Source organism: uncultured Bacteroides sp., assembly GCF_902491285.1.
GTDB lineage: Bacteria > Bacteroidota > Bacteroidia > Bacteroidales > Bacteroidaceae > Bacteroides.
This window is the reverse complement of record NZ_CABUHK010000003.1, coordinates 1-16,848: the sequence shown is the minus strand read 5'-3', so window position 1 is coordinate 16,848 and position 16,848 is coordinate 1. Positions and strand designations below refer to the sequence as shown.

At 44.0% G+C, this 16,848-nt stretch carries 11 protein-coding genes; 6 read left to right on the top strand and 5 right to left on the bottom strand.

Annotation, left to right across the window (positions count from 1 at the left end; translation table 11 throughout):
• Window positions 1–3: 3 nt before the first annotated feature.
• The 3 genes from RDN93_RS01265 to RDN93_RS01255 all read right to left on the bottom strand — a co-directional run bounded on the left by RDN93_RS01265 (window position 4) and on the right by RDN93_RS01255 (window position 5,277).
• Window positions 4–3,078 (bottom strand): chondroitinase family polysaccharide lyase, encoded by a 3,075-nt coding sequence (locus tag RDN93_RS01265; RefSeq protein WP_308743864.1) that lies wholly within the window; start codon window positions 3,076–3,078, stop codon window positions 4–6.
• A gap of 34 nt (window positions 3,079–3,112) precedes the next feature.
• A complete protein-coding gene (locus RDN93_RS01260; RefSeq protein WP_308743863.1) occupies window positions 3,113–3,805 on the bottom strand; it encodes a DUF6250 domain-containing protein in 693 nt (230 codons plus the stop codon).
• 116 nt (window positions 3,806–3,921) lie between these two features.
• On the bottom strand, window positions 3,922–5,277 hold the full coding sequence (locus RDN93_RS01255) for a DUF4842 domain-containing protein (RefSeq protein ID WP_374047356.1): 1,356 nt from the start codon (window positions 5,275–5,277) through the stop codon (window positions 3,922–3,924).
• 320 nt (window positions 5,278–5,597) lie between these two features.
• Between RDN93_RS01255 and RDN93_RS01250 the strand changes: the two genes are divergently transcribed.
• The 5 genes from RDN93_RS01250 to RDN93_RS01230 are packed head-to-tail and all read left to right on the top strand — an operon-like array spanning window position 5,598 to window position 13,933.
• The gene (locus RDN93_RS01250; RefSeq protein ID WP_308743862.1) at window positions 5,598–6,770 is read left to right on the top strand and encodes a HEAT repeat domain-containing protein; all 1,173 of its coding nucleotides are present in this window, start codon (window positions 5,598–5,600) and stop codon (window positions 6,768–6,770) included.
• A gap of 5 nt (window positions 6,771–6,775) precedes the next feature.
• Window positions 6,776–8,254: a glycosyltransferase gene (locus RDN93_RS01245; RefSeq protein WP_308743861.1), complete on the top strand. Its 1,479-nt coding sequence runs from the start codon at window positions 6,776–6,778 to the stop codon at window positions 8,252–8,254.
• Between the two features lie 24 nt (window positions 8,255–8,278).
• Window positions 8,279–11,245 (top strand): hypothetical protein, encoded by a 2,967-nt coding sequence (locus RDN93_RS01240; protein WP_308743860.1) that lies wholly within the window; start codon window positions 8,279–8,281, stop codon window positions 11,243–11,245.
• The gene (locus RDN93_RS01235) at window positions 11,220–13,373 is read left to right on the top strand and encodes a DUF4838 domain-containing protein (protein WP_308743859.1); all 2,154 of its coding nucleotides are present in this window, start codon (window positions 11,220–11,222) and stop codon (window positions 13,371–13,373) included. Before RDN93_RS01240 ends, RDN93_RS01235 begins: the two co-directional genes overlap by 26 nt.
• A gap of 44 nt (window positions 13,374–13,417) precedes the next feature.
• The gene (locus RDN93_RS01230) at window positions 13,418–13,933 is read left to right on the top strand and encodes a DUF1573 domain-containing protein (RefSeq protein ID WP_308743858.1); all 516 of its coding nucleotides are present in this window, start codon (window positions 13,418–13,420) and stop codon (window positions 13,931–13,933) included.
• Window positions 13,934–13,983: 50 nt separating this feature from the next.
• On the opposite strand, the gene RDN93_RS01225 is transcribed toward RDN93_RS01230, so the two are convergent.
• Together RDN93_RS01225 and RDN93_RS01220 are read right to left on the bottom strand one after the other, a co-directional pair.
• Entirely contained in the window at window positions 13,984–14,544 is a 561-nt protein-coding gene (locus RDN93_RS01225) for a DUF4348 domain-containing protein (protein WP_308743857.1), read from the bottom strand.
• 102 nt (window positions 14,545–14,646) lie between these two features.
• Window positions 14,647–15,930: a DUF2851 family protein gene (locus tag RDN93_RS01220; RefSeq protein ID WP_308743856.1), complete on the bottom strand. Its 1,284-nt coding sequence runs from the start codon at window positions 15,928–15,930 to the stop codon at window positions 14,647–14,649.
• Window positions 15,931–16,013: 83 nt separating this feature from the next.
• Between RDN93_RS01220 and dapB the strand changes: the two genes are divergently transcribed.
• Window positions 16,014–16,778 (top strand): 4-hydroxy-tetrahydrodipicolinate reductase, encoded by a 765-nt coding sequence (dapB, locus tag RDN93_RS01215; RefSeq protein WP_308743855.1) that lies wholly within the window; start codon window positions 16,014–16,016, stop codon window positions 16,776–16,778.
• The last annotated feature ends 70 nt before the right edge of the window (window positions 16,779–16,848 follow it).

Genomic DNA, 16,848 nt, shown 5'->3' with positions numbered 1-16,848 from the left:
ACCTTATTTCCGTAGTTCCACTCCAAAGCTAGCTCCGTCTTTACAAGTAAAACGGAGAACCGTTTGCTTTTTATCAGACGAAAGAACCTTGCAGAAAGGAGTTTCTTCGACATTCCATCGACCTTTCAAAGTGACAGTAACAGGAATTTCACCACTTTCATTGCCAATCCACGGACGGGAATAAATACTGCGTTCTATCCGTTTTCCATCTTTATCAAAAGCTTCATCACTTGCACCGCGATACAATGCCAAGTCCGGCTGTGCCACTGTCAGCAGAATTTTCTCTGGTGATTCCTTACGAATCATCACTAGGCAGGACGTATCCGTACGCTGTAATAATTCACCAGGAAGAGGTGCTTGCGGGGTTTCAAAAAGTACATAAGAGTATATATTCTCTGCCGATGAATACACGACATGAGCATCGCGATCCTGCTTCAGTACCTTATAAGCAGGTTTCTTGCTAAATGACTTCATAACAGTTTCATTTGTTTGTGGCAGGACAGCATATTCATAACTTCCGCCTTTCGGAGCTTTCCCATGATTCACGACTAATGAAACCCAATCCCCCTTCGTTTCCTTGCCTGTATCCTGCATACGGGAATATTGCGGGAAGGTCTTCTCAAACTTAGCTGCAGCCGGTACATAATATCCGGTTCCCAGATGATCAATCCATGTCTTGCCCTCACCTTGATAATTCTTCCAGTAATCATGTCCTGTCTTATCTGTTACTGCCAACTGGAATATCGTGGTTTCAGTAGGGTATTCCGTGTTGGCATTTTCAATATCCGAGCCTAGACAAACAATCATTCCGCCGATGAAATGGAAAGATTTACGTGCCCGGTGAGTTCCATTGTATTTATCATGCTCGTGCAATTTCATTCCAAAATTTCCATTCTCTTTCTTTTGCGACAATCCACCGGCAAAAGCCTCGTCAGAGTAAAGCATTTCTTCCATGCCGGAGAAAGTATCCACATTCAGGACTTTAGCCTTCAACTGTTCCAGCGGAAGATGTATGGAAGTCACACCTGGGATACGGTTCCAGTCGAAACCTTCCTGCTGCCAGCCGCTTGTGGCAGGAGTAACGTTCTGTCCCGGTGCCGCTGTCAGGATTTGCAGGCTGCCATGTGCCAGATAACGGCCATAAAGATTATGCCCCAGATAATGTTCTGCCGCCCAAAGATAGCGGGAATGTCCGCGGACCACTGCCGACCAGTTGTTACGACGTTGTACAGATACACAACCGTAACCCAGTGCCAGATTTCCTTGCGGATCGGGTTCAGGACGAAAACCTTTTTCCACAAGCAGCTTCGCAATCTTACGTTCCTGTGCGTTAGAGACTTTGGGCATATACTCCGGTTCCTGTTCTTTAGAAGAAATACCTGAGACAAGGCGAAGATAAGCGGATGCCATATCCTTGTCAAACTCGGACTTCCCATCGGGAGTCCCTGCCATAGCCATCATCGCATAATGCATCGGCACTAATTTCCCCTTTCCATCGGGGTGACGACCGGACATTGACAATGGGAAATTCAATTTATTACAGTAGAAACGCATTGCAAATAATACATTTCTCACTGTCTCATGTGCCAATTCCGAGACAGCAAATTCTGTCCGATTGAAAAGATAAATCATATTAGTCGCCCCATCCAAACCACCGACGGCATAAGCAGGGTAGTTATTACGGTGATGGAAAGCACCGCCATCTATTTTGAACGAGCCATCCAGCCCCGGAGCGGGACGACAACCGTAATCAATCCAACGGGAGAAAGACTTCAAGTATTGCAACTTTTCCGGTGTATCCTCCATCATCAGGATACTTGCAATGCGACCGGTAGTCTGTGTATTAAATGAGTCCATATCAATTCCATTACCTTCCGGTTTAGGATATACCTCATTCGTAATGGCATACCACCGCAGTGTGCGTTCGGCTTCCTGCAACTTACCGGCTTCACGAAGTACGTCTTTCATCAGGAAATATGCCAGATACAATCCGCGAACACTATATCCGTAATGATGGATATTCCCCCAACAACTGCCATAAGTCACCCCCTGGTCTGTTATATGGTCATACATAGCCAAGAATTTCTGCTTCATTTCTTTCTGAAGTTCCGGTTTTGCAGCACTATTATTATACGCAACAGCAATCCGTTTCATCAAATCAAAATAGGCACGCATTTCTATACCGAGCTTAGTCAGCATATCCTTATCCCAATTCGGTATAATCCGTTCATAAGCTTCGGAAGCGCGCACCATATAAATAGGCACACCCGATACCTGACCGTTTTTATATGTAATCTGATAAAAATCATATTTCTTACGGATAGTCTCCACTTCTTTGTCCGAGAGCTTGCCTTTTGTATAATTCATATCCCGGAAACGTTTCTCCAGCAGTTGCATTTCTTTCTTTTGCTTGTCGCTGACAGAGGTCAATTCAATATCCGGTTTTAAAAGCGAGTGCTTATAGACAACCAGCCAATGGTTATTGGTTCCGGCATTTACAAAAGGCACCTGTAAATCGGCTGTTTGCTGACGTGCATCAACCTTGGTCGCAGTAATCAAATGATCGATGAAAAGGCTTCCTTTTGCATTTGGGGCAACAATACGGAGTTCATTCATACCTTCTTCCGGCATACCTTGCATATCACGTTCATAACAAACCCATGCGGCACGCCAACCTTTAAAGTTAATTCCGAAAGGAAACGAAGTACATTTCTTACCGTCTTTCAAGAATTCAAAATCGATCGTTGCATTTTGGGGTTCTTCATTATACACCCACACTATAAAAGCTGAAAGATACAGATCCTTTCCGGTCGGATCCTTCTTTTCAAATTTCAAATCTTTCTTGAGTTCTAATACGCCGCCAGGTTCAAAGTCCCATTTCATCGAATGTTTTCCATCCTTATAATGTATATCGGAGATGGAAAGCCGGGAGTGGACGCCCGTAATACAGTCTGGAACTTGCGGTTCCTCAAAAGAGAACAGCCGCTCGTCTGTAACTACTTGCGCATGAAGAAATGCTGAACATAAACAGGAAAGTAGAGTGGTTACTCCTAGTCTGGTAAAAGGTTGTTTCATCATGGGTATATTGTATATTAGATTTTTTATGTGCAATTTAAAATGTAATCACTTTAAAGCCAGTAAACAAGACGTGATTCTGCAAAAGGCGTAATCCGAAATGACCGTTCCCCAAGCCATCTGCCACAGAATAACGGAAAAGTTCCTCGCCATTCACTGAATAAGTAGTTATTCCTTTTTTAACCCGGATTTGAATTTGATACCATTGATTGGGAGCAAGCAGATGCGGTGCGTCTGTATACTCACTCAGTAACGGTTTTACTTTATCGTCTGCTATTCCGTAATATTCTCCCCAATAACGACGGAAACGAGTCGTAGAATTGTCATTTCCTCCGTATCCAACGTAGAAAAGGTTCAGTGTATTGTAGTTTTTAAAGACACCGTTCCGCCACTCGCTACGGGCAAAAAGGTTATCAGGATGTTTAGGGTCATTGGCAGCCCAAAAACAATTCAAGTCACTTAAACGATCATATGTTCCGCCTTTCATTACCATACAGATACGATAACTTATCTCATAATCACCTGTCAGACGTTGCCCATACCACATGGTCAAACCTTTAGGAACAATCAGTTCCAATGTATCCGCATGTTCTATCATCTGCAAGGCATGGGATTCATCTTCTATTTTCCATTGTTTGGTAAAGGAGTTTTTGTGTTGCGCAAAGAGCACTACACTATTCAAAAAGAAAAAAGTAATCAAACTGTAGCCAATAAAAAATCGCTTCATCATTACGGGTATTAGTTTAAAGATTGTTTTTCCGGGTACAAAGAAACCCCTCTTTTCGAAAAAAGAGGGGTTCAAATTGTACAAAATATCTCAAATAACGTATTGGCTGAGCTTTTGTATTACCAAGCTTCTACTACTTTTCCCCCTACGGGATGCAAATACCAATCTTTATTATCGGTACCGTTGCTAGTCACCCAACCACGAAACTTAGGATAAGCATCATCAAACAGCACTTGCTCATAAGCATGTTTTGTACCAACAGGAACTTTTATTCCCCAAACAAAACCATTCTTATTACAATATGGAACACCGTCCATCATTTCACCTTTTGAATCAGCGTCATAATTAGTATAAAAATAAGTCGGCCTATAACCTTTCATGTGAATCTCTTTATTGCTGTTTGTCTTAATAAAGAAGTTCTGATTATTTGTATTAGTAATAAGCTCACGATAAGCCTTCAATTGTTCCAAATCCTCTGTAAGACTGGTACGTTCCTTACCACTCAGCGTAATCTCTGCGCGCAACATACCTTGTCCCGGATTTATATATCCTTCTGTAGTCTGGAAGAAATTAGTGTTATCACCTAAATCAGCCAATCCGTCCATTATGATAACAGGATTACTATTTTTCGTATCTACAGTAACTTTGCAATACTGCGATTTGCCAAACAATGTTCCGCGCATTTCCGCTTCCATTTTTCCCACAGCTAATTCGTCCTCTGTTCCCTGTCCCTTTTTCAATACAATACGGGTTACAGCAGTAGCCTCATTAATATATTTCTTGTCCAAACCACCCAATACTACACCAATCGCTGTAGGATATCTGCCACCTTTCGCACGAATATCCAAAGTCAGCTTCAAGTTCTCTTTATATGCCTGATTTACTAACAATTCCTCATTCTGACATTCAGTAACCTTCAAATCATATTCAAAAACTACATCGTTCAAATCATTGTCCTTATTCGGTTCTATCGGCCAATTGTCTTCAAACATAGCAACCCCTGTATTGTGATAGAAAAGCCATCCGGCATCCTTTTCATTAGTAGGTTGCACTGCATCTTCAGGCACTGTAATTGCTACAACTTCACTTCCACGAGTAACATTGGCAATCGGAAATGCAACATCTTTAGCTGTTGTCGTTGCCGTTGCATATCTTAAATAAAGATTTATACAGTGAATCGGCACATTTAGCTCTAAACTTTTTTCACCCTTCACAAGCAAATCTCCAACCAATAAATTTTCTTCTTTACAGTCCTTATCCGAATACAAGGATACGACTACAGGTTTAGCTGAAGCCACCTCAACTGCGACTGCACGGCTAGTTGCAAAATCAAACCCAGCAGGAATTACATACTCCGGCGAATTATCACCTCCCTCTTCTCCATTATTCACTCCCCCTTCATTGTCATTATCCGTACAAGCAACAATGGCAAATGCCCCCATAAGGACATACATCAATTTTTTAATCTTCATCATATTCCAGAATTTAAATTATTGTTTGTTTTTGTTTCGCATGAGATTACGCCATATGACTCGCATATACCGGCCTCATTCGTTAACTAATCAAAAATATCTTTAATACTTTATAGCCTTTTAACCGCCACTAATTGTCATTTCAACCCTTTCCATCGAAAATAATCACAAGGTATGAAATACCGTCCAAAAGTCCTGTCCATGAATAATGGCTAATATATACAAGTTATTTAGTATATTTGCATACAGCAGAACATACAATACAACAAATGTACAGCATTTGTTTTAAATATACAAGTTTTTAGATAAATATATCAAGGGAAATGGAGCAAGTTTTATATGGCGTAGATTTCATAGAATACTATTTCTATTGGATATACTATAAGTTCGTAGGATATCCGTTGATCATAAGAATATGCTCAATCGCTGTTATGTTCTGCATTATTGCATACTTGTTCCTACTATTCCATATCATATATGGTATATTCAAAAGACGGAAAGAGAAACGGAAATATAACAAAGCATTCGATAAGTATTATGAAGTAATGAAGACAATCTCACTAGATTCCAATGCATTAAATGAGGAGGAGATAGCAGACAGATTAGCATATAACACGAAAAAACGCCCCAAGCCCGCCGAGCTACGCATCATCACGCAGCTATTAACGGAAATCAAGAGTGTACATGAGAATGAAATCAATGAGGTCAACTACCAATCCATACAAACCGTATTCCAGATAACACGTTTTCTCGAACGCGAACTACAGTTCGGGACTAAAAGAGCTAAGATACAAGCCCTGAAACTTATTCAGTCCATCAACGGATATGCTTCCGAAGCCGTATTAGTACGTTTCCTCTACCATCGCGAGATGGAATTGAGAAATTCGGCACGCTATACTTATATGTGGTTAAGCCAAGGAGACCCGTTTCGTTTCTTCGACGAAGATATCAGCATGAAGTTAAGGCAATGGGACATGATGGAATTGCATGCTATCCTTGAACATCCTAAGAAGGTAGGTTATAACACCCCAAGTTTCATAAAATGGGTAAACACTTCAGCCGAGGAAAATGTTAAGACATTCTTTATCAATGAGATAAGACTATACAATGAAACAGAAAGTGCACCGATTTTAGCAAAACAAATCAACGCGCGCTCTACAGAAATACGGAGCGAAGCGATAAAAACTTTGGGAAAACTAAAATACAAAGAGATAGAACCCAAGCTGATTGAGATGTATCATGTGCAACCGGAAGAAGTCAAACGGCAAATCATCACCGCCATCGCCGACTTGAAGACGGACAAAGCCTTGGGATTTCTTTACAATGCTTACGACGAAGCCGACAATTGGGGAACGAAACGAGTAATCCTGAAAGCCCTATACGATTATAGTGCCATGGGAAGAAAAACCTTCGATCAATTGGAGCGAAAAGCTGATTCTCACTCTGCGATATTGTTCGCCCATACGAAGCATCCGTTAATCAACCAGTTAAATTAGAGAGCATGAAAGATATCATATTTACAATCTTCAATTATTTCGTATTCTTTTATACGAGTATGTTGGCGATAAGCTTTGTCACTTTCGCTTTCCTCTCTTTCATTTCTCTGAAACGGAGAAAAGACTATTATGTGGAGAGTTATATGCGGAAGACAATCAAAGAATCTCCTTATACACCCGGCATCTCGGTGATTGCTCCCGCCTACAATGAAGAAAAGACAATCATCGACAATATCAACTCCATGCTTGCATTGGAATATCCGCTCTTCGAGGTAATCATTGTAAATGATGGCAGTACGGACAGCACGTTGGAGAAAATTGTCGAGCATTATGAACTGGTAGAAGTGCCATATGCATATATCGAACGAATCAAGACCCAACCGTTCAGAAGGCTTTTGAAGTCGACGAATCCGAAATACAGCCAGCTCATCATCGTCGACAAAGAAAACGGTGGAACCAAGGCGGACGCATCCAATGCAGGCATCAACGTCTCTTCATACCCTTACTTTATCTGCACGGATGTAGATTGTATCCTGGAGAAATACGCTCTTTACCGATGCATCTCACCAATCATCTCTTCGGACAAGCAGGTGATTGCAGTCAGCGGGACAATGCTGATGGCCAACGGATGTGTAGTAAAAGACGGGCAGATTGTGGATGTCAGGACTCCCCGTACCCCGATTCCGCTTTTCCAGAATCTGGAATATATGCGTTCCTACCTGATAGGCAAGATGGGATGGTCTGCCATCAACGGCATGCCGAATGTATCTGGTGGGTTCGGCCTTTTTGACCGTTCGGTAGCTATTGAGGCAGGTGGATACGATGCCCCTTCCTTTGCAGAGGACATGGATTTGATTACCCGTATGGTAGGATATATGTGCGACTTCTCGCGCCCTTACAAGATTGTGCAGATTCCGGATACCTGTTGCTGGACAGAAGGGCCGCCTAACCTTGCGATGCTTTATCGCCAACGTACCCGCTGGGCACGCGGATTATTCCAGACACTGAGTATTCATCATAAAATGATATTCAATAAGGACTATAAGCAGATGGGACTGCTCACACTGCCCTATATGTTCATCTTTGAGTTTCTGGCACCCATCATCGAGTTGGCAGGCCTGATAGTATTCATCTACCTGGCTTTCACGGGAGCGGTCAACTGGAATACGGCATGGATGATTTATCTGACAATCTACACGTTCTGCCAGTTCCTCTCCATTGTCGTTATCACCTACGATTATTACGTCGGAATGCTTTATAAAAGAGGGTACGAATACCTGTGGATTATCATTGCGTCCATATTGGAACCGATTTTTTATCACCCCATCATCACTTTCTGCTCTTTGAGAGGATACCTCAGTTATCTCATAAACAGGGACTTCAAGTGGAAGAAGATGGAACGGGCAGGATTCAAGCAGAAAAAAGGAAGCGAAACCGGAACCGACGGCAATGCAACAATAAAACCCGAACCGGCAACGATTTAAGTTAGAAATAAACAACAAGACAGGATGAACAGAGAATTTCTCCATAAGATTACCATATTAGGCTGTCTGCTTTTGCTGATTACCTCTTCCGTAGGTACCGACAAAGGCTTCCAGACACCGGAGCAATATGCCCAGATTGTACAGGAGCATTTTGCTAACGAAGAGTGGGAAGCGGGGAAAGAGATATTGGACGAAGGGCTTCAGAAATACCCGAATGTTTCTGACCTTGAATGGCTTATGGGCAAGTACTGGTTCCACGAAAAGGACTATGACCAGTCGCGCTACCATCTTGTCAAAGCTGTTGATAACAATTACAATAACGTCAATGCCAAGCATTTACTGGTAGACGTAGAAGATATTACGGAGAACTATTCCAGTGCCATTTGTTATGTGAACGAATTATTGGAAGTGAACCCGTATTGGCGAGGCTTATGGCGGAGAAAGATTGAATTGTATCGTAAACAGAACAACGATGTGGAAGCCGACCGCCTGCTGAAACGGATCAACCAGATTTACCCGAACGACACCATTCTGAGAAAAGATTATATCTACAGTATGGAGATAGGCTATCAGCAGATGAAAAAGGGCGGCAACCGGAAAGAAGCAATTGAGAAATTGACGGAACTAATCAAAGTATCTCCTGACAATGAAGAGTATTACCTGGACATTATCAATCTGCACTTGCAGGAAGGGAACCGGGAAGCAGCTTTAGGCTGGTCGTCCAATGGCTTGGCTGCCTTGCCCGGAAGCAGTGCTCTCATCGTAAAAAGAGCTTCTATCCTCGGTGAATTGGCACGTTATCCTGAAGCGCTGGCATTTATGCGTGAACAAATGAGAAGGAACAACAGCCCTGCCATACGCCGTATGTATAACGACTTGCTGATGGAAGCTGCCCGAGCGGAAAAGCAACGGGATCCCTATGTACTGTACGGAATGGCCTATGAAGGGGGAAACAAGAACAAAGAAGCGTTGGAGTATCTGCTGAATACTTCGGTGACAAGGGGATATACCGACGATGCATTGTTCTATATCCGGGAAGCCAAGAAGCAATATGGCAACTCAGATAAAGGTATTTTATATAAAGAGTATATGCTTTATCGCCAGATGAACGAGGACGACCTCGCCTATTCGGCTTTGAAGAAACTGTATGACATGTATCCCGATGACTATGACATCACATTAGCCATGTCTGCACAGCACATGAAGAAAGCGGAAAAGTTAATGGAACTCGGCCTGTATGCAGAAGCATTACCTCATGTGCTATTTGTTTCCCAAAGGCATCTTGACAACGAAGTCAATGGCGCTGCTTGGGAAAAAACGTTGAGCTGCTACATAAATATGAAACGCTACAACGAAGCACTCGCCACCTTGGACACCATCACCCTTCACTTCCCGGAATATGAAAACGGCACGTTGAAAAGGGCATTTATTCTCGATAAAATGGACAAAACCGAAGAAGCCTTGCAACTTTATCTATCCGCCATCGAGCAAAGTGATGAAGATATGCGCATCTTCTACGTCATCGGATACGAAGAACTAGCCGTTCCTTATATCAAGAAATGCATGGAAGCGGGAGCTACAAAAAAAGCATATAGCGAAGCGGTCAAACTCGTCAGCTTGAATCCATCGAGCGATTTGGGATTACGGTATGCCATCAACTCAGCCGGTTTACTAGGAAAATACGATGAATTCGAGAAATATACGGAACAAGCCATCAACTACTACCCCGAAGAACCGTTCTTCCAAGCCAAAAGAGCGACTATCCTTGAGCGTGACAAGAGATATGAAGCCTCTTTGGAGTTTCTGAAACCGATACTCAACAAGTACCCGAGCAACAAAGAGATTATCGGTGCCTTCTCGCAAAGCAGCGAATACCACGCCTTGCAGTTGACAAAAGCGAAAGCCCCTGAACAAGCTCTCGCCGTACTCGATACAGCCCTGCTTTATGACAGTCAGAACCGTTCGCTGAAATACACCAAGGGAGTAGTATATGAAGCCAACAGACAGGCCGATTCAGCTTACTATTACCAGAAGTTCTACGAACCGTCCATCATGGAATATCGCTCTTTTCAACGGCACTTGTCGGGTCTTAGAAGCATGATGCTCAAAAATGAAATAGCATTGACTTACCTGCGTGCACGTTATGGAGAAGAAGACATCATCACTTCTGTCGCAACTGCCGAATACACCCGGAAGAACCGGAAGAACACCTATACGGGACGTCTCAACTATGCGGGAAGAAGCGGCTCGGCAAGCGACAACATGGAAGCCGAGGAACAGACGCCGGGCGGAGTCGGCATACAGGTACAAGGCGAATGGACACATCATTTCTCCCCTAAATGGAGCGCTACAGTCAACGCAGCCCTCGCCACCGAATACTTTCCGGAAATTTCTGCCGATATTGCCGTAAGGCATTACCTCAAAAACGACTGGGAAATAGGAGTCCACGTAGGATACAGACGTGTAGCCGCCTACAACAAGCATTACGAATGGAATGATGAATTCTTTGCAGGCAGCAACGGGGAGAACGGGTTCTTATTTACCGGCTGGGACGAGTCAAAGACAAACTTGCTGACTCTTGGCGGAGAAGTAGCCAAGACTATCGAAGTAGTCCGGCTGAATACGAAACTGGACTTGCACTTCTTCAACTCCAACTTCTATTACAATGCCCAGATTGGCGCCAAGTATTTCCCTGCCAACGACGGAAAGACAAATATCAACGCCATGGCGAGCATCGGCTCGGCACCGGAGACAGCCGTGCTGGACTATGCCCTGCCCGGTTCTTTCTCGCACACCAATACAATGGTGGGCTTAGGGGGACAATACATGGTCAGCCCCAACATTACCATAGGATTAATGGGCACCTGGAATACCTATTATAACCAGACGAATACGGTGAAAGGAACCAGTCCGCTCAACCGGATAGAATCCATATCGACACGTTATAAAAACTTATATAATATCTATGCACAAATCTATATCTCATTCTGACAAGCTCTGTCCTCTGTTGGCAGGAATGATATGCATTTGCTGCCTTTTGTCCGGTTGCCGCATGCAAGCACGTACGGAGATGTTTCCGTCCAAAGAAGGATACCTCGTCACGATTGGGGAAGACCCGACCAACCGGGACACCCGATGGGCAAAATACCTCTACGAGCATCTCAAGAAACGTGCAAATGACGATGAAATGGTCGCTTTTGGAGTTTCAGAGAAAGAGATGTGGCACGTCATCATACAGATAGACCCTACGGCACAGGAAGGATTCAGAATTTCCCGCAAAGGAGCAGATATAAAATTGACGGCTTCTGACGACCGACAAATGTTATGGCTGCAATATCAGCTCATAAAAAAAATAAGTAAGGAAGACCCGCGTATAGACGGTTCCGACCTGCTGCCAGCTCTCGTCAACCTGACAGACACTTGCGGCACTTTTGCTTTCGATTATCAAAGCATCTACTCTCCGGCAGGTCTGAATCCCGACTATACAGGCGTGATGGGGCTTAATAACTTCGACGACAGTTGGGGTATATGGGGACACAACCTGCGAAAAGTACTGGGAGACAATGTAGACAAAGTGTATGCCACCATCCATGGAAAGACAGACGGCTCACAGCTTTGCTTCTCTTCTCCGGAGATGTACCGGCAGATTGAAGGCTATATCGTGAATAACTTCGGTGAAAAGGGGAATTCCCGTTTTGTCATCGCACCGGATGATAATCCTTACGCCTGCACATGCGCAAGCTGTACCGCCATAGGAAATACAGAAAAGAACGCAACACCTGCCGTCACCGAGTTGATACTCCGCCTGGCACAGCGTTTCCCGAAGCATTTCTTCTTTACCACTTCCTATCGGAGCACACAACAGGCCACGGACAAGCCATTACCGGCAAATGCCGGAGTAATGGTCAGCACCATAGACTTCCCGCTCCGCCGGATAGATGGCAAGGACGCACAGGAAAAGAAGTTTGCCCGGCAATTGGAGAACTGGAAAAAAGTAACGAAGAATATCTATATATGGGATTATATCAACAACTTTGATGATTACCTAACTCCTTTCCCCATATTAAAGATAGCCCAGCAACGGCTTCGGTTTTTCAAGCAACACGGAGCCAGCGGCATCTTCTTTAACGGAAGCGGATACAACTACTCTTCTTTCGATGAAATGAGAACTTTTGTATTATCGGCACTCCTTATTAATCCGGAACAGTCCGTAGATAATTTAGTCAGAAACTATTTCAATCAGGAATATCCCGTATCAAAGAAATGGCTGTACGATTATTATATCGACTTGGAGAACAGCACTCAGTCGGGAAAGAAACTGGGGCTTTACGCTGGAATCCGGGAATCAGAGAATTCATTCCTCAATCCGGAGAAATTCACCAGATTCTATGATGAAATGGGGGATTTTGTTTCTGACGCAAAAGGGCAGGAACGTAAAAAGCTTCACGGACTCCAGACAGCCTTGTCTTTCACACGGCTGGAAATGGGGCGTGATCACAGCTATGATATTTACGGATATGCCAAACGAAACGGAAAAGAAATCCAGGCGAATCCTCAGGCACGGAAATGGATAACCCAACTGAAAGAACATAAAGCATTCGCCGGAATGGATTGTTATAATGAGTCGTCCAATGAAATCGACTATTATATAAAGGAATGGGAACAATATATACTTGCTTCCGACATAAAGAAGAATGCATTTCTGGGAATTGCTCCGTCTTCAACTCCCCAAACGAATAAAAACAGCCTGAAAAGACTGACAGACGGCACACACGGTTTGCCCGACAACTATCATTTCGGCTGGCTCATCTTCCCGCAAGAAGAATGTACCATCGACTTGCCCGTGAAAGAAATCAATGAATCAGGAACAGTTTATATCAGTTTCCTGAATCTTCCCAGACATCGCATATATGCACCGCAACAAATCGAAGTATCGGGAGACGGGACAAGTTATAAGAAAATAAACCTAAACGCAGAAGATTCCGTTGAAAAGGGAGAGATGGTAAAAGCCGTCATCCCCGTTGACCTGAACGGAACGGAGTCGTTAAGTATAAAAATTATCGGTACAAAAAAGCCGGGAGCTCAAATCGGCGTGGATGAAATAGCATTCATTCCATAACGAGTCCTCCCGAAAAAGTGACATACTAAAAAACAATGGCAACTATGAGCAAAACTATCATCTATATTCTCCTCTTGACCGTGCTTCCTTTCTGCTTTGCAGGATGCAGAAAGGAAGTGCGCCCCACGAGCATGACCATAAAGGATTCCGTCAGACATTACTATCCCATCAAACAAGGGCAGCAACTTGACATCATGTTCACTATCACCAATACAGGAGACGCTCCTTTGATTATCTCGGAGATGCAGCCTTCCTGCGGTTGCATCATCCTGGACAAAAGTTCGCATATCATCATCCCGGAAGACGGTATCCGTCAGTTCAAGGCAACCTACAACAGCATTAAGAATGTAGGAGAAGTCATCCACCGTATCCGGATTTACGGCAATATGCTTCCTCACGGAAGAGCCGAACTGAGATTCGACGTCAATGTAGTGCCGGACGCTGATTATACGCGCGATTATGAAGAACTCTACCAGGAGTTCAACACTAAAAACGGTATTGTCAGAGAGATGGTGGACGGAAAAGAATCCGAATTGGGATACTATGTAGGAGAACCGTAAAAAAAATAAGCAATCGGTAACAACCGATCACTTATTACCGATTGTACTTTCTAAGGATGTATCTCCTTGAATGCCGCATTCTCTTCTTTCACCTGTTCTATGGTCTGTTTCAACTCTCCAACAGGCAGGTCATAACCATACCAGCCTGTATAGCAATCCACTACATACCATTTTCCATCAGGCGAAAGTTCGAATTCGACACGTAAGTCGATCTCTGATTCTTCATATCCCGCCTCGAACACCTTATGTTTGGGCTCGTTCACTGTGAACTTGGAGACATAGATACCACCTTCTTCCTGAGAGATACGTTCTTCCTTCATTGTCTCACTATCCAGCAACGGCCATTTTTCCTTGGTAAAAGGGAATGTTTTCTCGGTTTCACCGTCATCTGCCAATAAGGTAATCGGAGTTTTCAACGGAAACTTGATACGGGTATATTGGAATGCCGCACTGGAAGTAAACTTATCCAAAAACGACTTGAAATCCTCACCGGATCCGACAGCCGCTTCACTGTCAGCTTTTGCTTTCGAACTATTACCGCAAGAGATGAACGAAACACCTGCAAACAGCACCATGGCCAACAAGCAGCATATAAACTTTTTAGCTCTCATAACACTATATAAATTAAGAGTTTAATTGACGCTGCAAAGATAATGACAAGTTTGATATCTTAGTTATTTCAGGAGCTAAATCTTTACGTATCCCCAGCCGGATTACTTGTGCCGCAGATACTCATAGCCAAAGCGGCAGAACAGGCATTTCCGTTTATCGCAATACTCCTTCTGCAACTGTATCAACGCCTGGCTGTCCGCCGCAGTGACAACCGGCAGTCCGGCATCACTCCACGCACGGATGATATGATTATCTTCAGCCTTCAACTCTTCCAGGAAACGGCCGGCACGTTCACACATCCGTTCGTCCGCTTTATGCAACCCGTAGGTATACAGAAAAGGGATCAGCGTATTAATCACAATCAGATTTTGTGACTTCTCTCCCACCGTTTTATCCTTTTTCGCAGAAAGCCGCCCGAACAGATAATGGTTCTCCCAATAGGAAGAGGTACGCGCGTCCAACAACTTTCTGACTTCCGCCAAAGTCTCCGCTTCCAGCAACCGCGAGAACAACTTATCCCCCTTCTGATAGAGATAGGCCAACTGTGCCAGGCGAATATGGGGAAAGTTCTCCGGACGAAGCCTTAGAAAACGCCACAATGTAGCATCCATCACCTGAGTAATCTCAAACTTCCGTTGCAAATAACGAAACTCTTTGCAAAGACGAAGGCTGTACTCGTCCTCCTGCTCTTTTTTCCGGAACGTATCTTCAAACAATCCCGCCAGACCGTAGAAAAAAGCTTCTATCTGAAACAAATCATTCCGGTGCTTGTCCATCGCACGAAACGGTAGCAATCCCGCCCATGTCTCAAAAGCGTCGCCATTCAAGCCGAAACCGAAATTACGGGCAAGGGTGATAAAGAAAGCGTCTTCCCAGTTATTGTTACAATATTCCAGACGCTGCGTTATTAATTGCGCCTTTTGCTCCAATCGCTCGGTTTGTAAGGCTGTCAGCCAGGAATGAACGGTCAGTTTTGGGAGAGAAGCAAGCACAGGATGACAGGCTGGATATTGGTCGGCAACACAAAGTTCGTGGTAATGAGACTGCACATTTTCAGGACAAGCCAGGACCAGTTGCGGAATCTGCCCGCCGTTAGTGCGGGTTATCTCTTCGTCCGCCTCTCCCACTACATGGAGAATCACCGAGTCATAAGCCTTGTCACAGTTGTGTCCGTGGCGGAACCAGTCCGAAGCATGGGTGTGTATTTCAATATTTCCCACCCATAAGGTACCGTCTATTTTTAGTTTAGCATTGAAAAAGTCGGGACCGGCGTTCGGGTTTTGCAGACCGGAATCAATCACTTCTACCGGTAAGCCTTTGGTGGTTTGCAGTACTTTCAGAGGAAATAATTTATGTTTCCACACGTAGTGGAGAAGGTGTTCCATGTTAACAAGACGTTAATGTACACTGCAAATGTAATAAAAATCTTATCTTTGCGACTATTATTTTGAATATAAGTCAGAAAACAATGAAAATAGCACTGATCGGTTACGGAAAGATGGGCAAAGAGATAGAAAAGGTTGCCCGTAGTCGCGGACATGAAATCGTCTGCATCATTGACATCAATAATCAGGATGACTTCGAATCGGAAGCGTTCAAATCTGCCGATGTAGCCATTGAATTCACCAATCCGATGGTAGCTTACAATAATTATATAAAAGCTTTCAAAGCCGGAGTGAAACTAGTGTCAGGCAGTACAGGATGGATGGACGAGCATGGCGAAGAAATCAAGAGACTCTGTACGGAAGGCGGAAAAACACTTTTCTGGTCATCTAATTTCAGTCTGGGAGTGACTATATTCTCTGCGCTGAACAAGTACCTCGCCAAGATTATGAACCAATTCCCCGGTTATGACGTCACCATGAGCGAGACACACCATGTCCATAAACTGGACGCTCCCAGCGGAACAGCCATCACACTGGCGGAAGGTATCCTGCAGAACCTGGACCGCAAAGACAAATGGGTGAAAGGAACCTTTGCAGCACCGGACGGAACCGTCAGCGGAACCAATGAGTGTGCCGCCAACGAACTTCCCATCGGCTCTATCCGTGAAGGAGAAGTTTTCGGGCTTCATTCCGTACGCTATGAATCTGACGTGGACAGCATCACCATCACCCACGATGCCAAAAGCCGTGGCGGATTCGTATTGGGTGCCGTATTGGCAGCCGAATATACAGCCCAACACGAAGGCTATTTGGGCATGAGTGATTTATTCCCATTCTTGAACGATTAAGATTTCAGAACCCAGTTCTAAACAAATATAACATTATGAGACAAGCCACACGCGCACAATGGATCAAATG